Origin of the sequence: Youxingia wuxianensis, from assembly GCF_014385085.1 — a bacterium.
GTDB classification, from domain to species: domain Bacteria; phylum Bacillota; class Clostridia; order Oscillospirales; family Ruminococcaceae; genus Youxingia; species Youxingia wuxianensis.
The window spans coordinates 14,168-35,284 of sequence record NZ_JACRTD010000008.1; the positions used below are offsets into that span (position 1 = coordinate 14,168).

The window sequence follows — 21,117 nt, forward strand, 5'->3', positions numbered from 1 at the left end:
AACCAATTCTTCGGGGCGGCTTTGTTTTATGTAGTTAAACTCCCCTAACTTAATTTTCTTGCCAAAGTAGCCTTTGTTATTCCTATGCCCTGCTTATAGATATCCCTAAATGCACGTCTTATGGTGGTAGGGCTTTTTCCTAAAAAACGGGCTATTTCTATATATGTGAGAGCTTCTTTGTCCGGGAACGCTTCACATAGACGTTCTAAGTTGTCCCGGTAGGCTTCTTTTTCTCTGGGCATCTGTATCCTCCTTTCGTAGATATTCAAATAGTTTCCACTTTTTCCAAAGGGGCTTTTATATATGTAAGTGGTTTGTTTTATCACCATTCGGTGATTTTTGGGGTAAAAAAATTTCTGTGTATTTGCTTTCTGATAAATCTAGTACCTCAACAATCTTTGCTACTTCATCGGTGTCCGGTTTATATTTGTTGCATATCATTTTGGATACTTTATTTTTATGCCAACCTATAACATCTGCAAATTTCGCTTGTGTCCCAAAAACAGAAACAATTTCTCCTTTTAATTTACGTGTGTTCATGATCTCACCTCTATTCATCACCATTTGGTGATTTAATAATATCACAGTTCGGTTATTAAGTCAATAGTAATTTTGACTTTTTTATTGAATTTGGTGATAAATCATAGTACAATCCTTAGTAAGGAGGTGTTTTAAATGGAAAGGCTAAGTAATGTATCTGCCAGGCTTAAAGAATATCGAGACATAAAGGGTTTAACTTTATCTGATTTGGAAAAGCTTATAAATATACCTGCGCAGACCCTGAATAGGTATGAGCTGTCCCAACGAGTTCCTAAAATTGATACGGCTATAGAAATAGCAGAAAAACTTTCAATAAATCCTTTGTGGCTACAAGGGTATAATGTTGGGATGTATGAAGAAGCGCCCCCGCTAAATCTTAGTGAGGACGCATCTATTAAGTATGAAAAGCTTGTAGAAATGTTGGGGTTGTTCACGGATGAAGAATGGAATAAACTTATGGAATATGCCACTCTTTTAATAACTGCTCGGCAAAATCAAAAAGACGAGAAGTAACCTCATTCTGGTCGTTAGAATATCGAATTATCACATCTAAGGCTTCACGTCTTGCTTCAAGTTTATCGGTCATATCCTCTTTAGGGGGAACTGGCGTTTGCAATTTTCTCACCATATATTTGTCATTACTCTGTCTTACTATCGTTGTTTCACTTTGCTTTGCCATGTGTACCCCCTCCTTATAATATTCTTCGTTGATCGTGTGGTAGGATGTTGTCAGCCCTATATTTAAACGAAATTATGTCCTATAGAGCGGTAATTATATTGTACAATATTTACCACGTTTTTGAACTGGATAATTATTCCAGTACAGTGATTTACTACTTTTTGTCGTATTTTTAAGTATTTATGTTGGAATTTTATTATACCACAACTTATAAGTGTTATCAATTGTACAAAACCTCTTAATATTTATGTATTAATTCGGCAGGATTAAGGAGGCGTTTGTTTTGAACTGCAAGAAATGTCGAAAACCAATTCCAGATGATGCAAAATTCTGCTGTTATTGCGGTGTCCCTCAGAAAAAGAAAAAGATGTACCGCCGCCCCGATGGGCTTTATGAAAAGAGCGTCACCATTAGCGGTAAAAGGGTTGTTTTCCGTGGTAAAAGTGAAAAAGAAGTAGAGCGTAAAATGCTTGAATTTCAAGGGGTCCAGGAGAAGGGAGCATCTTTTGAAGAAGTCGCCCAAGAGTGGAAAGAAGTTCATTTTCCTACTGTGACCTACAACACTCTTCGTTCCTATAAACCTGCTATGAATAAAGCGATAGAATATTTCGGAGATATGCTACTTAAAGATATTCAGGCAAAGGATGTTAAAATGTATCTCGCCCAACTGCCTAGCACCTGGGCGCAGAAAACCTTTAAAAATTATTTTCTTGTGCTCAATTTAATATTTGAATACGCCGCCAGCAACGGGATAATTGAACACAATCCCGCCGAGTTTGTGCAAATTCCTAAAGGTGGCAAACGTACTTATCGGCGCGCGCCGACGCCAGAAGAGATCGAGGTTATCAAATCCAGTACAGAAAAAACATTTGGCTTGTTCGCTTACTTTCTTCTTTATACCGGTTGCAGGCGTGGGGAAGCTTTAGCCTTACAATATAAAGATATTGATAGGAAAAACAAAGTGATACATATCACGAAGAGTGTATACCATGAAGGAAATGCACCGCGGATTAAGCAGCCTAAAACGGAGCGGGGATTTCGGGATATTATTCTGTTAGATATCCTGATGGAGCGACTTCCAAATGGGAGGCCGTTAGAATACATTTTTGGTGAGAAAGACAGTCCGCTGACCGCAAGCAAAGCCGAAGATTTATGGATAGCCTATCAAAGGGAAACCGGATTGGGTGTTACTCCGCATATTGTCCGGCATGGCTATGCCACTATATTGCATGAGGCCGGTATCGATCCTAAAGATGCGCAGGAAATGTTAGGACACGCGAACATCTCAACCACCCTGGATATCTACACACACATCACCCAAAAGCGTAGAAGCGAAATGGCACAGAAATTGAACAATTACACACAAAATACACAGTAGCGCCAACAAACCCCTGTATAAAGGCATTTCTTTAGGGTTCAAATCCCTTCATCTCCGCCAAAGCCGCTTAAACAGCTAGTTTAAGCGGCTTTTTCGTTCCACAAGAGTGAATGGAAAACAGCATGTTCACTGCAAGACTGCTAAAACACCCGCAAGCTTTAACTTGCGGGTGATCATTTTTCCTACCGTTTTCCAGGATTTTGTGTGAAAGTAATTAATATCTCCGTTTTAAATGTTTCTCTTTACTATTTATAAAAAGTTTACTTTATAAAACTTCTTTTTCCCCACGAAATTTGCTATAATATTTTATGAACTTAGGAAAGCAGAGGTGGATAAATGGATAAAAAACTCAAATCAAAAATTATGGAATCCTTGTCGTCCGTTCTTCCGATTACAGGGATTGTACTTGTGTTAAGCTTCACCATTACCCCTATGCCAATCGGCACTTTAATGCTGTTTTTATTGGGAGCGGTATTATTGATTGTGGGAATGGGTTTTTTCTCCCTAGGAGTAGATGTAGCCATGCTGCCTTTAGGCGAAGGTATCGGTGTGGAGATGACAAAAAACCGCCGGATAGGTATCACCATTATCGGCTGCTTTTTCATCGGCGTTATCATCACGATTGCTGAGCCGGATCTTCAGGTACTTGCCACTCAGGTGCCTGTGCCTAATCTTACTTTAATTCTTACGGTTGCGGTAGGGGTAGGAATTTTTTTAGTAGTGGCCCTGCTTCGTATTTTATTTCGAATTCCTTTAGCGCATATACTGCTTGGATTTTATATCCTTGTATTTATTTTGGCATACTTTTCTCCCAACGAATTTATTCCGGTAGCGTTTGATTCGGGTGGTGTGACCACTGGGCCGATCACCGTCCCCTTTATCATGGCTTTGGGAATTGGTATGTCTATGCTGCGAAGCGACGAACATTCCAATGAGGACAGTTTTGGCTTGGTAGCCTTGTGCAGCATCGGGCCGATACTTTCAGTTTTGCTTTTAAGCATCTTTTACAATATTTCTTCCGCTTCCTATACTCCGTTTACTATGCCGGATGTAACAGTCACCACCGATCTTTCCAGCCAGTTTGCTACCCATCTTCCCGCATATCTCAAAGAAGTATTGGTGGCTTTGTTTCCTATTATTTTCTTATTTTTGATATTCCAGTTGCTGACCAAACGATTCCAGCACCATGCTCTGCTGCGGATTATCATTGGATTAGGTTATACATATATTGGGTTGGTTACCTTTTTAACCGGTGTAAACGTAGGTTTTATGCCGGCAGGCCATTATCTGGGAACCGCGCTGGCTCAATCCCCTCAAAAATGGCTGCTGGTTCCTTTAGGGATGCTCATTGGTTATTTTATTGTCAGCGCGGAGCCGGCGGTTCATGTGCTGGCAAAGCAAGTAGAGGAGCTTTCTAACGGCACTATCAGCCAAAATGCTATGTTTACTTGCCTTTCCGTAGGGGTAGCGTGTTCTGTAGGGATCTCTATGCTGCGGATATTGGCCGGGATTTCTATTTTTTGGTTTTTAATTCCAGGATATATAATTGCTTTATCTCTTTCCTTTTTTGTTCCCAAAATTTATACGGCGATTGCTTTTGACTCAGGCGGAGTGGCCAGCGGCCCTATGACCGCTACTTTTCTTTTACCCTTTGCTATGGGGGCCTGCGGCGGAATGGGCGGCAATATTTTAACCGATGCTTTTGGTATTGTGGCAATGGTTGCCATGACGCCTCTGATCGCTATTCAGGTGATGGGATTCCTCTATACGCACAAATCCCATACTGTAACTCGTACCGAGCTTGCCCGCCTGGGTGCGCTGGCAGATTCTATCATCTATTATGAGGAGGAATACTGATGGCGAAAACACAGGAGCTTATCCGGCTGCTGATAACAATCGTTGACCGTGGACAGGGGGAAGTTATTTTTGAGGTATGCAATAAATATCATATTCATTTGAATTTCACCTGTTTTGGAAACGGCACTGCCAATTCGGATATTTTAAACCTGTTGGGGCTGGGGAGCAGCGAAAAGGACGTAGTCCTTACGATGGTCCCGGACAGTAAAATTCCTGGTCTGCTCACTTCTATCAGCAGACGTATGAATTTGAGAAGCCCGGGGAGAGGGATCGCATTTACTCTTCCGCTTTCCGGCATAAACGCCTTAATTGCCAAAATGCTTACTAAGCGAGAAAAAGATGAGCCAAAACAGGAGGAGAGGAAAGTGGATAATACAGTAAAATTCAGTGTAATTATAGCAGTTTACAATTCTGGTTTTTCGGATTTTGTCTTTGAAACAGCAAAAAATGCCGGAGCTACCGGCGGCACCATCCTTCACGCTAGAGGGCTGAGCGACGAGGAAGGAGAAAAATTTTTTGGCATGTCTATTCAGGCAGAAAAAGAAATTATTGCTATTCTTTCCCCGGAGGATATTAAGAAAAATATTATGGAAGCAATCAATAAAAACTGCGGTCTGAAAACGGAAAGCCAGGCTATTGTTTTTTCCCTGCCGGTGCAGGATATGATTGGTCTTTAATAAATAAAATATCCGAAAATCTTTGATTTAATCGGTACGGCTATAAAAAAGAGCCTTCGAAATTCGAAGGCTCTTTTTTATTTATGATTATTTTCTTTCCCAGGCAGAGGGCGCCAACAGAGTTAAAAACGGAAAAATTTCCAGTCGGCCTACCAGCATATTAATGCACAGCACCAGTTTGGAAAAATTGCTGAACCCCTCATAACAGCTCATAGGGCCTGCCAGTCCAAGTCCCGGACCAATATTATTTAAACACGCCAAAACGCTGGAAATAGTAGTCTCTATGTCGAAATTATCCAGAGAGATCAAAAGGAAAGAAGCCGCGATCACAGCAAAATAAGAGGTCATATACAGATTTACTTCCCGCATGATATCGTCATCGACAACTTTTCCATCCATTCGTACCAAAGATATTTCCCTGGGGCTGACAATACGTTTTCTCTCACAACGGGCATATTTCCCCAAAAGCAAAAGCCTCGCCACTTTGATCCCGCCGCCGGTAGATCCAGCCGAAGCCCCTACGATCATCAACAGCAGAAGAATACATTTAGAAAACTGCGGCCATAAATTAAAGTCAACGGTGGCAAATCCGGTAGTCGTCATGATCGAGGATACCTGGAACGCAGAATGATGAAGCGCTTCCGGGAAACTGTGATAAAAGGAAATGGTATTAAAAGAGATCAGCAATGTCGCCGCGAGCAAAATAAACAAATACAGCCGCAACTCCTCGTTGCGAAATATCTGAGAGGGCTTTCCAAGAAGAATGTAGTAATAAATAATAAAGTTTACCCCAAACAGCGCCATAAAAATAGTAACGACTGTTTGAATATAATGACTGTAACTGGCCATGCTGTCCACCCGCACTCCAAATCCTCCGGTACCTGCGGTGCCGAAAGCGGTAGTGACCGCATCAAAGACAGGCATCTTTCCCAAAAGCAAAAGTAAAATTTGCAGAAGAGTCATGCCGATATAAATTCCATATAATATTTTTGCCGACTGATGCATTTTGGGAGTCAGCTTTTCAACCACCGGTCCTGGGCTCTCTGCCCGCAAAAGGTGCACATCCTGCCCGGATCCCCGGGACATGGGCTGAAGCGCCAGCACAAATACCAGCACTCCCATACCGCCCACCCAGTGGGTGAAGCTCCGCCAGTATAAAAGCCCTTTGGAAAGGGTTTCCACATTGGAAAGAATACTCGCCCCAGTAGTAGTGAACCCAGAAATTGTTTCAAACACACAATCTATGTAGCTTGGAATTTCCGCACTGAGAAAAAATGGCAGCGCCCCGAAAAGCGACATAACAATCCATACTAACGCCGCGCTGATATAGCCTTCCCGCGCATAAAAATTTTTATTTTTTGCTTTGATAAACATCAGCGCAACTCCAAACAAAGCAGTTACTACTGCGCTGATAACGATAGCCTGACAGGACTTAGTTTCCTGGTAATAGAGGGATATCCCCGCCGCCGGCAAAAGAAAAGCCGCTTCCAGCACAAGTATACGGCCGATCAAATTGGCGATCATTTTGTAATTCATACACTTTCCCGATTCTCTTGAGAACGAAAAGGATCGCTATATCCTTTTCTCCGGGCATCCTCCTTAAGCAAAAATAGAGTTTAGATTAGAATACATCCGGTCGGCGGTCGTAACTACAATTACACTGTCGCCCTTTTGCAGATAAGAACTTCCATTAGGAATGATAATCACTCCGCTGCGGTTAATACATGCAATCAAAATATCTGGTTTTAATTGAATATCCCGCAAAGGAATCCCTAAATAATCCGTATCTTCCGACACCAAAAATTCAAGCGCTTCTACCCGGTTATTTACAATCCGGTGAAGAGCAATTACTGCGTCTTCCGAGGTATTCTGCATCGCGCGGACATACCGCACAATATCATTGCACACCAAATTCTTGGGACTGACAATACTGTTAATCCCCATGTTGCGGAAAACCTCATCGTATTCCACCCGGTTGATCTTTGTAATCACTTTAGATACTCCCAGGTGGTTCGCATACATGGAGAGCACCATATTTTCCTCATCGATATCCGTAAGGCTAATCAGCGCGTCCGCATCTGCCAGGCCTTCGCTGAGCAGGATGTTGGGCTGACTTCCATCCGCGTTGATAATGTGGGCATGAGGCAGGATGCTCGCCAAATGCTCGCACCGGTCAGGATCGATCTCAATAATCTTTACCGCACAGCCGTCTTGTAAAAGAGCCGCAGCTAAATAAAAGGCTATTCTTCCTCCGCCGATCATCATCACATTTTTAATCTTCCGGCTTTCAATATCCAAATGATTCACTAAGGCGGCCAAATTACGGGCGGCGCCGGTGACATAGATCTCATCCTCCTCCTGAAGCTGAAACGCCCCTGTTGGGATATAGACCTGCTCGTCACGCTCCACTGCGCATATAAGCACCTGTGCTTTGGCTACTTTCGCCAGCTCGCTTAAGTACTTTCCGCAAAGAGGGTTATCCTCTTTCAGCTTCAGCTCTATAATCTCTACCCGTCCTTTTGCAAAGGTATCTCTTTTCAGCGCCGCGGGAAAACGAAGAAGGTTAAGAATTTCCATTGCCGCCGCTTTTTCCGGGTTGATGGTCATACTCAGCCCCAGCTCTTCTTTTAAAAATACCAACTGTTCGGCATATTCAGGATTTCTCACCCTGGCGATCGTGCGGCGTACTCCCAGTTTTCTAGCGGATACGCAGCAGATCATATTCACCTCATCCGAGGAGGTCGCCGCAATCAGAAGATCTGCGTTTCCCACCCCCGCTTCCCGCTGGACGCTGAGACTGGCTCCGTTTCCGCATACTCCCAGCACGTCAAACTGCTCCACTGTTTCCCGCAGTACCTGGGGATCACGGTCGATAATTACAATATTATGTCCTTCTTTGGAAAGCTGGGCGGTCAGGGTAAGTCCTACCTTCCCATCTCCAATAATGACGATTTCCATAGATATATTCCTCTGCTTTCGGATATGATCTTTATATTATTTTAATTTTTTCAAAAAGCCTTAATACAATATTAACATTTGTAAGAAGGAAAAACAAGCCGTCCCCTCTGTATTTTCATTTGGGGCGCTTTATGTTATAATTCCCCTGGAATGAGGTGATCATATGGACACGGTCGAAATTATTCCCGCCCAGGAAAAATATATAAAAGCATATTGGGTGACACTTGGGCGCGTAGCGCAGGAGCGTAAATACTTAAGAATAACCCATGCTTTTCCGCTGGAGGAAACCATGGAGTTTATCCGGGAAGGGATTAAAAATAACTACCCCTATTTCTTTATAAAAAGCGAAGACGCCATTGTGGGCTGGTGCGACATACGCCCTCTTTCCAAGGAAAGTACCGTTGGCTGTCTGGGCATAGGACTGTTAAAGGATTACCGGGGCCAGGGGATCGGAGCCAAAGCAATCGCCGTAGCGCTGAATAAAGCCCGAGAACAGGGTTTTACCCTGATTCAGCTGGAGGTGCGGGCCACCAATGAGCGTGCAATCCGTCTCTATCGGTCGGCAGGGTTTCTTTTTGCCGAGCAGTCGCCCCGCCTGATAGAAATTGAAGGGGAAAAAGCAGAGATTTACACAATGCAGCTGCAGTTATCATAAAACAAAAAGAAGACCGGGAAAGCTCCCGGCCTTCTTTTTATTGTTTCTATTTTTGAAAATCAATCGTAAAGAAGTCTTGCGATTTCTTCATCATCCATGTTTTCTGAGTTGTACCATTTGGCCTGTGCATCGATATCCTCGACAGCTTCTCCTTTACTAGCTTTTACTGCGGAGACGACCGCCTGATAGCCAATATCATACGGGTTTTGCGCAACCGCGCCATAGAACCATTGATTGCGTACTGCATTTTTCAGCGTTTTACCAGCGTCAAATCCAGCGATCAGCAGATCTTTGTATTTTCCGGTTTCCCGATCCAGATCAGTGCCGTCGGTAGTGGCGCTGAGAATGCCAGTGACAATTCCTTCGTTTACACAGAAGATACCGATCAGGTTTTCATTGCTGATAACCGACTGGGCCAGATTACGAATATCGGAATCAGAAGCAGAAGGAGAGATATCCACTTGAATAATAACGCTGGGGTCATTTTCTGCTTTTTTCTCGAAAGCTACATGGCCGCTGATTTCTACAGCACCAGGAGCGATTTCTTCCGCTAAAGCTAAGAATTCACTGCTGAAGCCTTCTACACGGGATTTATGAGCAGTCTGTACCGCATCTGGAGAGATTACGCTGACAATAACCGGGTTTTCCGGAGTAGCCGCTTTGATTTTTTCTACAAAGGCTTGATCCTCAAACATTTTTTGCGCTGCCAAACCAGCCGCTTTTGAATTGTTGGTAGAAACCGTGGCGGTTACTGTACCTTCCGGCGCGTTGGGCATGGCAACATCATAAGCGATTACCGGAACCCCTTGGGCCTTGGCGGTTTCCAGGGAAGTAGCGATGGCATCCGGATCAAGAGCTGCTACCAGCAGAGCATCCGGCTGTTTTGCGATAGCTGCGTTGATCATATCGATCTGTGCCTGGATTCCGGAGGAATCCTGCGGGGCGCTGTAAACGATGTTTACGCCGCCAAGTTCTTCTGCCGCGGCCTCTGCGCCTTCTCTTTCCACCTGACAGAACTGAATGGCAAATGCGCAGTTCACCATTTCAAAGGTAAGTTCTTCTTCCCCGTCGGTAGCAGCCGCATCATCAGCGGGAGCCGCATCGGAGGCAGGGGACGCGTCCTGGGACGGAGCCGGGGATTGTTCCCCCTGACAAGCAGCGAGGGTAAGTATACAGGTTACAGCGAGAAACAAAGCTAATAATTTTTTCATTCCTTTTTCTCCTAACTTTTTCATTTATTGCAGGGCTTTTGCCCTTGCGTCCATATTAACCTTTTGTCCGGCCGTCTTTACTGGTTTTATAAATATCCAGAAGAACCGCCAGCAGCACTGCGATACCGGTAAAGAACACCTGCCACTGCTGCTGAAGTCCAACGGTCATCAAGCCGTTCTTCAGCACGCTCATAATAAATACACCGATCAAAGTGCCAACAATGGTGCCAAAGCCACCCGCCAGAGAGGTTCCTCCAATAACTACCGCCGCGACCGCCTGCATTTCCATACCGGAGCCGGAACCGGGAAGAACGGAGGTATAAGTAGCCGCGTAAAACAATCCTGCAAATCCGGTAAAAATACCGCTGACTACATATACGGATAATTCCCATCTTTTCGTATTAACACCGGAGAGCCGGGTGGCTTCCTTATTGGAACCAATGGCACAGGCGTATTTGCCAAGCTTTGTATACCGCAGCAAAAATGCCGCGACCAAAAACAAAATAGCCACATAAATAATTCCCATAGGAAAACCGTTTAAGGATTTAAAAAACACTCGTTTAAACCAGCCGTCCGGTTCGGAAATAATCGGAAAACGCATGGTCTGCACTTCTGAAATAATATATCCTACCCCTTGGGAAATCATCATTACCCCCATGGTCGCTACGAAAGCGGGCAGTTTACAATAGGCCACTAAAAATCCGTTGAGCGCACCGAATAAGGTGGTGGTAGCAATGATCATAAGCAAAGCGGCCCACATGGGAAATCCCCATACATTGTAAGCTACCCCGCCTACAATCGCACCGCACATCCCCACCGTACCAATGGAAAGATCAATTCCCCCGGTCGCGATGATAAAAGTCATTCCCAGCGCCATACAGATGATGTAGTAGGAGCTTTCTACCAGATTGATCATTGTATCGGCGGTACAAAACCGTTTACCAAAGATCGAAAAGAACGCAAATAATACCAACAGCGTACACAGGGCTATCATTCTTTGGGAAGAGAAGATGGACTTTACTCCCCCTGATTTTTTACTATTTTGGCTCATCTCTTTATCTCCTCGCTCTTGATTAGAACTACGCCTGTCAGCGCAATGTGGCATAATACATGATTTTCTCTTGCGTTGCCTGGGAAATATCCATTTCTCCAGTAAGCCGGCCTTCGCACATCACTAAAATGCGATCACTCATACGCAGCAGTTCAGGCATTTCAGAGGAAATCATGATGATTGATTTGCCATCTTCAATCAGCTTGTTCATCAACTTATATATTTCGCTCTTGGCTCCTACGTCAATTCCTCTGGTAGGTTCATCAAAAATAAATATTTCACAATTTTTCAGCAGCCATTTGGCAATAACAACCTTCTGCTGGTTTCCCCCGGACAAATTTCTTACCATCTGCTGGATAGAAGGAGTCTTTACAGAAATTTTCTGGGTAGCCTCTTCCACTGCCCGGGACAGTTTTGCATTATTAATTACTCCAGCCTTGGTAAAATCATCCCAGCAGGTTAACGCCACATTGTCGCTAATAGACAAATTTACCGCCAGTCCAAACGTTTTTCGGTCCTCAGAAAGATAACCTATCCCATTGGCAACCGCGTCTGTAGGAGAATTTATCTTTACTTCCTTGCCATCTCTTAAGATAGTTCCGCTCTGTCTCCAGTCGGCGCCGAATATCAATCTGGCAAGCTCAGTACGCCCCGCGCCCATCAATCCGGCAAAACCCAGGATTTCTCCCCGGTGCAGCTGGAAAGAAACATCTTTAATCAGGGGAGAAACCAAATTCCGAGCTTCCAGTACTACCTGGGCATCCGCCGGTACCTGAGAAGCCGTTTTCGGTTCCTCATAAATGACACGCCCTACCATTTTGCTGATCAGTTCCTGCATATCGCACTGAGCCGTGTGAAGGGTGTCGATATACTTTCCATCCCGCATAACGGTGATATTGTCAGTAATCTGCATCAGCTCTTCCAACCGGTGGGAGATATAGATAATCGCTACTCCCTGTTCTTTTAACTGGCGGATAAGTTGGAATAGCTCCTCAATTTCACTGTTGGCCAAAGCCGCTGTTGGCTCGTCCATAATCAAAACCTTGCTGTGGTAAGAGATCCCTTTTGCAATCTCTACCATCTGTTGTTTTGCCACAGTCAAGCGGCTGACTGTCATCTGGGGATCAATATCCAGTTCCAGCCGGGTCAAAAGTTCTTTCGCGCGCTGATAATCTTTTCCTTTGTCCAATACCGGGCCGTTTTTGCTTTCCCGTCCGATAAAAATATTATCCGCTACAGAAAGCTTTGGAATTAAATTAAGCTCTTGGTGGATCATACAAATTCCATCATCCAACGCGTCTTTGGGGACTTTATATTCCACTTTTCTGCCGTCAACTTCCACCTGCCCGCTGTCCTGCTGATAGATCCCGGACAATATTTTCATCAGTGTCGATTTTCCTGCGCCATTCTCCCCAATCAGTCCCAGCACTTCTCCCTTATGCAAGGTCAGCTGGGCGTCATCCAAGGCATGGACGCCTGCAAACCGCTTTTGAATATTTTTCATAGAAACGATAATTTCGTTCATCTTTTACCTCCCAGCTCAGCTGATCTGCTGGAATTCCAGGCGAACCCCATCCGGCGCCTCAATCATAAAGCACCGGCATCGTTTGGGCGCCCAAATTTCATTTGAGACAATCCCATCCGATAACACACGACAGCCCGCTTTAATACATTCCTGATAAGCCGCCTCAATGTCTTCACACGCTAGTGCCAGATGATCTATCGCACCCATAGAAGGCCTTTGGGGCGACAGCTCAGGAGAAAGGCACTGGGGAAGTCCAATAATGCAATCACCCTTTTGCAGATAAGCGTAATGATAGCCGTCCATATTCTTTTTCAGCACCAAAAGTTCAAAACCTAGGGATTCATAAAATTTGATGGCATTATCTATGTCGGCGGTAGGCAACCCAATATGGGAAAGCCCCATTACCTTAATATCCATACTTTATCCCCCTGCTTTATTAATTGCCTTTTCTGGCGCGGGGTAAGGAGAAGAAAACGAAAACATGAGAGGGAAACATCCGCGCCGGAAAGCATTTTTGGTATTACAGTTTATATAGGCGTTTTGCGTTGTTATAAAGGATATCGTCCTTTTGCGTCCGGGTGAGGTTGCATTTTTCAATGTCGGTGGGATATATATCTTCTCCCCCGTACAAGATCTTTTGTGAACCCAAAAACTTGACCGCATGTTCAATCCAGCTTTGCACCGTAACCGGAGGCAGATTGCGCTCGCTGTAATGATCCAGCCAGGCGGTATCCATATAGGCGTTGTCAAACCGCTCGCATAGGCTTAAAAATTCCGGATAGAAGTTTCCGCCGAAGTGAGCGAAGATTATTTTTAAATCCTTGTATCTCTCCAACACGTTTCCAAACTGTACCGGATAGCCGATACAAGAGGTCTTCGCATCAAAATTGTCTGTGTCGCTGGCAGTGACCCACTTGTTAAAATGAAGTACTCCCGTGTGGAAAAGTACCGGAATATCCAGTTCCAGGCAGGTTTCATAGATAGGGTAAATTTTCGGGTCATCCAACTGGTAGTCCTCCACATAAGGATGCATTTTCACCCCCCGGAAAATCCCGTCTTTTACCCCTTGGCGAAGTTTTGCCAGATATTCGTCCATCTTACGCACATTGATGTAAGCAATTCCAAACAACTTCTCAGGATGCTGGGAAACCACCCGGATAACATTTTCGTTATCACTTTCGTTTACAGCGATTTGGGCGCATTTTTCAATATTATAGAAGTTCATGTAATCAAATAAGGGAAGATCATTAAAATAATCGGTTTTGTCAAAGCAATAAATATGGCAGTGGGAATCGATACTCTTATATTCGTTCATTTTTCATACCTCCATCGTCTTAACAGTTGATGTTTTCATCTTTCAAAAGGGCGGCCGCCTCTAAATCTAACAATATCTCGGCGTCTTTGTGCCGCTGTAAAATTGACGCTGGACACCAGGGAGTCACCGGACCGCTGATCGTATCATAGACTGCCTTAGCTTTGGCCTTTCCTGTAGCGATCAGAATAATCTTCTCCGCTTTCATAATCGTCTCAATCCCCATGGTTATTGCTTTGCGCGGAACCTGTTGGACATTTTCAAAAAAGCGTTTATTCGCCTGAATTGTCTCCTGCGTGAGGGACACGATATGTACATGCTGAGAAAAATTTTCTTCCGGCTCGTTAAAGCCAATATGCCCATTGTTTCCGATCCCCAACAGCTGAAGGTCTATTCCCCCGCTTTGCTCCACTTGTTTTTCATATACTTTGCAATAGCTTTCCATATCCGCTTCTGTTCCGGACGGAAGGTGGGTGTTTTCTTTGAGAATATTGATCTTAGAAAACAGGTTTTCCCACATAAAATAATAAAAACTTTGACTATTTTCTTTTGAAAGCCCTAAATATTCATCCAAATTGTAGGTTTTCACTTGGGAAAAATCCAATTTTCCTTGTTCATACCGTTTAATCATTTCCCTATAGGTTGGCACCGGCGTAGAGCCTGTCGCCAAACCCAGTACACATTCTGGTTTACGTTTCATCAACTTTTGGATCTGATCTGCCGTGTACTCGGCGATAGACTGAGCGTCCTGGAATACTTTTACTTTCATTTTTTCCCTCCTTTAAGAAAGCACTGCTGCGCACCGCTTCTGCCGGGAAATACAGTTTAGTACTTCTTCATAGGAGGGCATCGCCGGAATAGCGCCGCTTTTGGTAGTTGCCAAAGCGCCGGTGGCATTAGCAAACTCCAGACAGATCCTTGCTTCCTGTTGCGTGATGTCTTTGGGATTGATCTGCTGCTCCATCAGGCTAAACAGGAATCCTCCCATAGAGGCATCTCCCGCACCGTTGGTATCCACCGTCTTTACATCAAATGTGGGCTGATAGATAGCAAATTCCTTGGTAATACAACAAGCGCCCTTACATCCCATAGTAACAAGCAGGATGGAAAGATCATATTCATGGCAAAGGGAACGTCCCATTTTCTTAATATTGCCTTCCCCTGTCAAAAACGCCAGTTCTTCTTCTGAAACCTTAACTACATCGGCATATTCCATCCCCTGCAGCATCGCCGCTTTAGCCTGTTCTTTCTGCATCCATAAGTTTGGGCGGTAGTTAGGATCGTAGCTTACCAGTTTTCCTGCGTTTTTTGCATAAGCCGCAGCAGCAAAGGTAGCGGAACGGGCAGGTTCGTCTGTCATGGATACCGACCCAAAATGAAAGGCTCGGGATTCTTCCAGCAAACCGTAATCTATCTCACTCTCCTGTAAAAGAATGTCCGCGCAGTTTTTACGATAAAAACTGAAGGAACGGTCTCCGCTCTCATTAATATGTACAAACGCCAGAGTAGTGTTGGCGTCCTCCGCCTCAATAATTCCGCGGGTTTCCATCCCCTGCCCTCCGAGGACTTGTTTAAAAAAGCTCCCGAACTGATCCTTTCCTACCTTTCCAATAAACGCCGCGGATTTTCCCAGCCGGGAAAGACAGGCCATTACATTGCCTGGCGCGCCGCCGGGATTACAGGCAAACAAAGGGGTCCCTTGCTCGGTGACGCCTACAGGCGTAAAATCTATAATCAGTTCTCCGATTGCACAGATATCATACATAGTTTTTTTCAGGCAATAGAAGCGTCCTTGCTCATCGCCCGTCTACCCCCAATATTACAGGTTTAATTTAAGTATTTTGGCAATATTCCCGCCTTTTATCTTTTGACGGTCCTGTTCGTCGGGAACCGCCACCTCTATTTTTTTCAACTGGACTTCGAAATCCCAATAAGGGCTGTCCGTCCCCATCAGCACCCGTTCGGCTCCTAATTCCCGTACGCTCTGTCCCAGGCCTCCGGAAATTCCGGATTCATGAGCCAAATAAATATTGGGGCATTGCTTCGCTACAGAAATAGCTTCCGGCGTATTCTGCATAAACCCGGAATGGGCCATGATAATTTTAACGTCTGGATAAGCCTGAGCAATGGGAATAAAGGTATGGGGCACCGCTACCAGTTCGTCACCGGAATAGGCGATCACCGGAAGATCATATTCCCGGGCTACGTCAAAAATATCCGCCAGGGTGATCACCGCCGTCATTTTAAAGCTGTGGGCGTTTGCATGAATTTTAATCCCCTTAAATCCGTATTCCTCGATTTCTCTGCGAAGGGTTTCTTTAATTCCTGGGCGCACCCACGGAGCCGCCATAGCAAATCCGATAAAACGATCCGGATGCGCTTTTACCGCTTCATAGGTATAGCGGTTATCATAATTTTCATAGCGAAACGGAAATACTACCGCCATATCGATCCCTGCCCGATCCATTCTGTGAAGCAGTTCCTGCGGCGTCTGCCGGTCCCTGGTTCCCCAAGGTTCTCCAATGTGGTTATGGCAATCGATAATCATAGGAAATTTTCTCCCTTCTGCCTGACTTATTTTATCCCCAGGATGTTTAAAACATTTTCTCCTAGGATCATCTCTCTAATTTTCGGATCCTCTACCCCTACTCGGATTTTCTCCAGCTCCACCCGCTCATCCATATACGGACTGTCGCTTCCCCAAATAATCCTTTCCGGCTCGATGGCGGCTAAGGCATCCCTCAGCTGCTGAGAGGAGGCTGCCGTTTGATCCAGGATAACATTTTTATTTCTTTGAGCCACCCGGATAGCGTCGTCCGCTACGTTACGGAAACCTGCATGGGCAATGGAAACCGTCAGTTTTGGGAAATACCGCAGCACCTCTTCTACCTGCAGCGGAGCGGAGTTGACGTCGTCTCCCGTATGTACCATCAGGATCATATTTAATTCCTGACAGGTTTCGAAACAATCTGTAAGCAGATCAAAGCTGTTTAAATTAAACGCTTCGTTGGATGCACGCAGCTTTATTCCTCGGATTCCCCAATCCCGCCAGCGCCGGATATCATCTTTAATAGCGGGGTGCCGCCAGGGATTGAACATTGCATAAGCGATCAGCCTATCGGGATGTTCCCTCGCACAGCGGGCGTGCCATTCCATATCGTAATTAAAAATAAAAGGCAGAATAATCGACATATCCACCCCGTCCCGGTCCATATCCCGAAGCAAAGTCTCCGGCGTATAGCTCACATCTAAATGGGGGGACGGCCCCCATGGAAGACCAAAATGCACGTGTGCGTTAACTATTTTACCCATAAGTTACCTCCCGTTTTTCTATCATTCCAGCGGGCCTCACAAACCGGATTATTCCAAAGGGTTTCAGAAACATTCCTCTTAAAAAAGGGTGCAAAAATACTGCGCGGCAGATTTTTCTTCTGTCACGAAACTTCATTGTTTCTGAATTATTCACCTTTACCGGCCCGATCTCCCGTTAGTTGCAGCAATAAAAATAAGGTGGATTGGTGACGCATAATACCCGCGCCGTTTCCTCAGTAGAAGCGTTGAAGAAATAATGAGATTTGGAGCAGTCGGTAAGATAATAAGAATCTCCCTCCTCCATCTCCATCACTTCATCATCCACATTTAACTTGATCCTGCCCTCTAACACAAAGAAAATCTCCTGCCCCGCATGGGTATAAGGAACTTTTCCCGACTGACCGTCGGGGGTAAGTACATGGATGCAGGCTTCCATTACCTGCGCCGGGTCAAAGGCGGAAATAAACTCAATTTCCAATCCGTCGCCCAGGTTGGTCAGCCTGTGTCGGCTTTCCTTTTTGATCATCATCAGGCGTACGGATTCATCCTCCCCTAAAAGTTTGCTTACCGTTACCCCAAGGCAGGTGGAAATCCGCTTTAGGGTGGTCAGGGAGGGTTCGTTTTTCCCGTTTTCAATCTGAGAAAGAAAACTGGTAGAAACCTGCACCCGGCTCGCCAGCTCCTGAAGGGAAATATTTTGCCTTTTCCTCTCGGCCTTAATGTTCATGCCCAATTGGCTCATCTTTTAGCAACCTTTCTGTCAAAGACGGACATTGGATTTCAACTATGCCCACCGTCAAAAATTTTCCAAGCGCGTTGGCAAACTTCTGGCGGCTGTTAAACTTTTTAAAAATTTAATTAATAATTAAATTTTTTCTAAATAATTAACTTACACAAGTGAACCATGTAATTATTTTACTAATAAAAATCTTATTTTTTGTATAAAATATACGTTATTCTCCTGTTTTTTCTTCTATTTACATTATACTCGGCGAGTTTTATTTGTCAATACTATTTTCTTATTCACAAAAATTAATTAAAAGTAAATTTTCTTCTCGTTTTTTAACTTTTTATCTGTATATATTGAGATTAAGAGACATAATTTTAACTTAAAATTAATTTTTAATCTTTCACTTTTCTGTTAAAATCACTTTATTAATACAACATCTGTAAAGAAGTTGTTAAATTCGTTCATGATATACTATATATAGTATTGACCGTTGTATTTGATAGGGTGTAAAATAAAAATGCGAGTAACCGATAAGCTGTAAGTGTGTATGGCTCATGTGGTATTTTATAGGGTTTTGGAATCCACATATGTGCCGATTATTCTATGAGAAAACATTCGGAAACTGTGCAGGAAGTGCAAATTTTCGGGATGCCTTGCGTATCTGCTAGAAATTCGGTGTTGTTCATTTTCACTTCAAAGGGCAGTATTTCCCCTATGGAAATAAATTTTAGCTTCCCTCTTAAAATTATCCATAGGGGGTTTGTATGTGAAAATGCGGCAGAGGCAGACACCGTCTTTACAAGCTTGAAACGCAGGATCATGAACAAGAAACACAAGAAAAAATTCCCACAGAAAACTGTGGGAATTTTTTCTTTTTTCATGTATGTTCTTCTTTCCAAAATGAATACTAAACCAAGAGGTGATTGTATGCTAAAAAATATTAACCCGCAGCTTCAGGTATATTTTGAATGTCTGCCTATCCACATAAAAAATCATATTTTGGAGCTGAAGCGACCAATAAATAGTTTAAACGAACTTTTATCATGTGTTGAACTGATTGAAAAACAGGAAAAGCGCTGGGATGATCCGCAGCACGGGAGGTAAGCGTATGAAATTTCAGTACCAGGATCTTTATCAGTTAATTACCGACAGCGGCAAGGCCCATTGTTACTTCTCTTCCCTCCTCAAAGAGGTGCAGCGCCAATTAAACCAAATTCCAGATCAGATTAAGAACATGCCGTCCTTGTGCAGTTACGGAGAAAAATTAAAAAATCAATATTTCCAAAGGCCTTTTTAAAATTTGATCACTTCCCGGCATTTGTCCATATTTTTGCAGGATTTCCTCCCTTTTTTCGCATAAAAACTCCCGTTTATGTATGATTGCTTGCACGTCCCGCCTTTTCATGGTAGTATTTCATAAAATCATTGAAAAAACAAGTAAATAATTGGAGGAATTATGGTAACGGAAAAAAAAGAGATGTCTATTGCTAATCCTTCTCCTTTAGGGCTTTTAGGATTTGGTATGACTACAATCCTGCTTAATTTGCATAACGCAAATCTTATTCCGCTATCGATTGTTATTGTCGCTATGGGCTTTGCTTTAGGCGGAGCGGCCCAGATTGTCGCCGGGATCATGGAATTTATTAAAGGCAACACCTTCGGCGCTACTGCATTTACCGCGTATGGATTTTTCTGGTGGTCGCTGATTGCAATCTGGATTTCACCCTTTGAAAACATCGGCTCTGCCGATGAGTTGAGTATGGGATTTTATCTTCTGCTTTGGGCCATTTTTACCTGTTTTATGTTTATTGGAACATTAAAACACAATCGCGCAACACAAGTTGTATTCTTTTCTCTTACTTTATTGTTTTTACTATTATCTCTCGGCGATTTCACCGGGATACATAGTATAAAAACGGCTGCTGGCTGGGTTGGTATTTTTTGCGGTGCATCCGCAATTTATAACAGCATGGGCCAGGTTGTCAACCATGAATTTAAAAAAACCATTATGCCACTCTAACTCTCTCTTAAAAATAAAAGCGGGAAATTCTCAACCCCAAGAGAATTTCCCGCTTTTATTTTATGCTGAACCCCTCCGCTTTTCTCCGAATATAATGGAAAAACGAATTTTATCGTTTCACTGGAGGTTGTTCAGATTATGAATAAATATACGAATAATATATTTCATGGATGCTGCTGTCCACCGCCATCCCCTCCCCCTTTTCCTCCTTGGGGGCCTACCGGGCCCAGGGGGGCTACCGGCCCTACTGGCCCTGCCGGTCCCACTGGAGCGACCGGTCCTGCGGGAATGAGCGTCACTGGCCCTGCCGGTCCCACGGGGGCTACCGGGATAACTGGACCTGCCGGCCCTACCGGAGCGACCGGTCCTGCGGGAATGAGCGTCACTGGCCCTGCCGGTCCCACGGGGGCTACTGGGATAACTGGACCTGCCGGCCCTACCGGAGCGACCGGTCCTGCGGGAATGAGCGTCACTGGCCCTGCCGGTCCCACCGGGGCTACCGGGATAACTGGACCTGCCGGCCCTACCGGAGCGACTGGCCCTGCGGGAATGAGCGTCACTGGTCCTGCCGGTCCCACGGGGGTTACCGGGATAACTGGCCCTGCCGGTCCCACTGGAGCGACCGGCCCTGCGGGAATGAGCGTCACTGGTCCTGCCGGTCCCACCGGGGCTACTGGGATAACGGGACCTACCGGTCCCACCGGGGCGACAGGAGCCACAGGCTCCACGGGACCAACGGGAGCTACCGGGGTCACAGGTGCGACAGGGCCGGTTCCTCCAATTCCTGAGGATGTATTCGCTTCTTTTCTGAATTTCGCCGCGCAATTTCAAAATGCTTCATTGATTCCCATGGGAATTGGAGTGTCGGACCCCACTGGTAATATTGTATTGTCCGACCCCACCCGTATTACACTGGCCCCAGGAATATATTCCATTTTTTATGACGTGTCCGTTTTATTTTCAGAATCCGCCTATATGCAGGTTACGCCCTATTATAACGGCACGCCCCATCTTGAATATGGCGTTTACTTCATGACCGGAGCCGGGCGTTCCAGCGCCTCTGGCTCAAAATCGTTTATTATTGAGGTTCCTGTTCAAACTGTGTTTAATTTAACTTTTAACAGCAGTGCTCCAAGTTCTGAAGGAGCTCTTTCCATAGTTATTTTCAAGCTGAGAAGAACTATGTAATTGCTCCTCTTACTATAAAAAGGC

Annotated in this window: 24 protein-coding genes; 9 read left to right on the forward strand and 15 right to left on the reverse strand. The window is 44.6% G+C overall.

Annotated elements, in window-relative coordinates:
• Positions 1-44: 44 nt before the first annotated feature.
• Entirely contained in the window at positions 45-242 is a 198-nt protein-coding gene (locus H8705_RS10855; protein ID WP_262395809.1) for a hypothetical protein, read from the reverse strand.
• 55 nt (positions 243-297) lie between these two features.
• Entirely contained in the window at positions 298-540 is a 243-nt protein-coding gene (locus tag H8705_RS10860) for a DUF739 family protein (protein WP_262395810.1), read from the reverse strand.
• A gap of 135 nt (positions 541-675) precedes the next feature.
• Between H8705_RS10860 and H8705_RS10865 the strand changes: the two genes are divergently transcribed.
• The gene (locus tag H8705_RS10865; RefSeq protein ID WP_262395811.1) at positions 676-1,053 is read left to right on the forward strand and encodes a helix-turn-helix domain-containing protein; all 378 of its coding nucleotides are present in this window, start codon (positions 676-678) and stop codon (positions 1,051-1,053) included.
• Here the strand turns inward: H8705_RS10865 and H8705_RS10870 are convergent.
• Complete coding sequence (locus H8705_RS10870; RefSeq protein WP_262395812.1) at positions 995-1,219, reverse strand: hypothetical protein; 225 nt, start codon at positions 1,217-1,219, stop codon at positions 995-997. The two genes, H8705_RS10865 and H8705_RS10870, sit on opposite strands and share 59 nt — an antisense overlap.
• A 283-nt stretch (positions 1,220-1,502) precedes the next feature.
• Here H8705_RS10870 and H8705_RS10875 point away from each other — a divergent pair, with 283 nt between their 5' ends.
• The 3 genes from H8705_RS10875 (at position 1,503) to H8705_RS10885 (ending at position 5,131) form a co-directional block, all read left to right on the forward strand.
• Positions 1,503-2,597, forward strand: coding sequence for a tyrosine-type recombinase/integrase (locus H8705_RS10875; RefSeq protein WP_262395813.1), 1,095 nt, complete (start codon positions 1,503-1,505; stop codon positions 2,595-2,597).
• A 336-nt stretch (positions 2,598-2,933) separates the two neighbouring features.
• Positions 2,934-4,454, forward strand: coding sequence for a DUF1538 domain-containing protein (locus H8705_RS10880; RefSeq protein WP_262395814.1), 1,521 nt, complete (start codon positions 2,934-2,936; stop codon positions 4,452-4,454).
• Positions 4,454-5,131, forward strand: coding sequence for a hypothetical protein (locus tag H8705_RS10885; RefSeq protein WP_262395815.1), 678 nt, complete (start codon positions 4,454-4,456; stop codon positions 5,129-5,131). Before H8705_RS10880 ends, H8705_RS10885 begins: the two co-directional genes overlap by 1 nt.
• An 87-nt stretch (positions 5,132-5,218) precedes the next feature.
• Here H8705_RS10885 and H8705_RS10890 read toward each other — a convergent pair whose 3' ends face one another.
• Together H8705_RS10890 and trkA are read right to left on the reverse strand one after the other, a co-directional pair.
• A complete protein-coding gene (locus tag H8705_RS10890; RefSeq protein ID WP_262395816.1) occupies positions 5,219-6,667 on the reverse strand; it encodes a TrkH family potassium uptake protein in 1,449 nt (482 codons plus the stop codon).
• A gap of 63 nt (positions 6,668-6,730) precedes the next feature.
• Positions 6,731-8,089 (reverse strand): Trk system potassium transporter TrkA, encoded by a 1,359-nt coding sequence (gene trkA / locus H8705_RS10895; protein WP_262395817.1) that lies wholly within the window; start codon positions 8,087-8,089, stop codon positions 6,731-6,733.
• Positions 8,090-8,252: 163 nt separating this feature from the next.
• On the opposite strand from trkA, the gene H8705_RS10900 reads away from it, so the two are divergent.
• A complete protein-coding gene (locus tag H8705_RS10900; protein ID WP_262395818.1) occupies positions 8,253-8,744 on the forward strand; it encodes a GNAT family N-acetyltransferase in 492 nt (163 codons plus the stop codon).
• A 59-nt stretch (positions 8,745-8,803) separates the two neighbouring features.
• Here the strand turns inward: H8705_RS10900 and H8705_RS10905 are convergent, their stop codons facing one another.
• The 10 genes from H8705_RS10905 to H8705_RS10950 all read right to left on the reverse strand — a co-directional run bounded on the left by H8705_RS10905 (position 8,804) and on the right by H8705_RS10950 (position 17,897).
• Entirely contained in the window at positions 8,804-9,955 is a 1,152-nt protein-coding gene (locus H8705_RS10905; protein WP_262395819.1) for a substrate-binding domain-containing protein, read from the reverse strand.
• Positions 9,956-10,010: 55 nt separating this feature from the next.
• Positions 10,011-11,006: an ABC transporter permease gene (locus H8705_RS10910; RefSeq protein WP_262395820.1), complete on the reverse strand. Its 996-nt coding sequence runs from the start codon at positions 11,004-11,006 to the stop codon at positions 10,011-10,013.
• 37 nt (positions 11,007-11,043) lie between these two features.
• Positions 11,044-12,531 carry a sugar ABC transporter ATP-binding protein gene (locus tag H8705_RS10915; protein ID WP_262395821.1) on the reverse strand — a complete coding sequence of 496 codons (1,488 nt, stop codon included), beginning with the start codon at positions 12,529-12,531 and terminating at the stop codon, positions 11,044-11,046.
• 15 nt (positions 12,532-12,546) lie between these two features.
• Positions 12,547-12,948: a VOC family protein gene (locus tag H8705_RS10920; protein ID WP_006876120.1), complete on the reverse strand. Its 402-nt coding sequence runs from the start codon at positions 12,946-12,948 to the stop codon at positions 12,547-12,549.
• A gap of 103 nt (positions 12,949-13,051) precedes the next feature.
• Positions 13,052-13,846: an amidohydrolase family protein gene (locus tag H8705_RS10925; protein ID WP_262395822.1), complete on the reverse strand. Its 795-nt coding sequence runs from the start codon at positions 13,844-13,846 to the stop codon at positions 13,052-13,054.
• A 19-nt stretch (positions 13,847-13,865) separates the two neighbouring features.
• A complete protein-coding gene (gene nagB, locus H8705_RS10930) occupies positions 13,866-14,612 on the reverse strand; it encodes a glucosamine-6-phosphate deaminase (protein WP_262395823.1) in 747 nt (248 codons plus the stop codon).
• Positions 14,613-14,624: 12 nt separating this feature from the next.
• Complete coding sequence (locus tag H8705_RS10935) at positions 14,625-15,608, reverse strand: carbohydrate kinase family protein (RefSeq protein ID WP_006876123.1); 984 nt, start codon at positions 15,606-15,608, stop codon at positions 14,625-14,627.
• Between the two features lie 54 nt (positions 15,609-15,662).
• Positions 15,663-16,391: an amidohydrolase family protein gene (locus H8705_RS10940; RefSeq protein WP_006876124.1), complete on the reverse strand. Its 729-nt coding sequence runs from the start codon at positions 16,389-16,391 to the stop codon at positions 15,663-15,665.
• Between the two features lie 26 nt (positions 16,392-16,417).
• Entirely contained in the window at positions 16,418-17,155 is a 738-nt protein-coding gene (locus H8705_RS10945; RefSeq protein WP_006876125.1) for an amidohydrolase family protein, read from the reverse strand.
• 175 nt (positions 17,156-17,330) lie between these two features.
• The gene (locus H8705_RS10950; protein ID WP_262395824.1) at positions 17,331-17,897 is read right to left on the reverse strand and encodes a helix-turn-helix domain-containing protein; all 567 of its coding nucleotides are present in this window, start codon (positions 17,895-17,897) and stop codon (positions 17,331-17,333) included.
• Positions 17,898-18,812: 915 nt separating this feature from the next.
• Between H8705_RS10950 and H8705_RS10955 the strand changes: the two genes are divergently transcribed.
• The 4 genes from H8705_RS10955 to H8705_RS10970 all read left to right on the forward strand — a co-directional run bounded on the left by H8705_RS10955 (position 18,813) and on the right by H8705_RS10970 (position 21,093).
• Positions 18,813-18,989 (forward strand): hypothetical protein, encoded by a 177-nt coding sequence (locus tag H8705_RS10955; protein ID WP_262395825.1) that lies wholly within the window; start codon positions 18,813-18,815, stop codon positions 18,987-18,989.
• Between the two features lie 4 nt (positions 18,990-18,993).
• On the forward strand, positions 18,994-19,182 hold the full coding sequence (locus H8705_RS10960; protein ID WP_262395826.1) for a hypothetical protein: 189 nt from the start codon (positions 18,994-18,996) through the stop codon (positions 19,180-19,182).
• Positions 19,183-19,341: 159 nt separating this feature from the next.
• Positions 19,342-19,905, forward strand: a complete 564-nt coding sequence (locus tag H8705_RS10965) for an acetate uptake transporter (protein WP_262395827.1) — start codon at positions 19,342-19,344, stop codon at positions 19,903-19,905.
• A gap of 138 nt (positions 19,906-20,043) precedes the next feature.
• Positions 20,044-21,093: a collagen-like protein gene (locus tag H8705_RS10970; protein ID WP_316248655.1), complete on the forward strand. Its 1,050-nt coding sequence runs from the start codon at positions 20,044-20,046 to the stop codon at positions 21,091-21,093.
• The last annotated feature ends 24 nt before the right edge of the window (positions 21,094-21,117 follow it).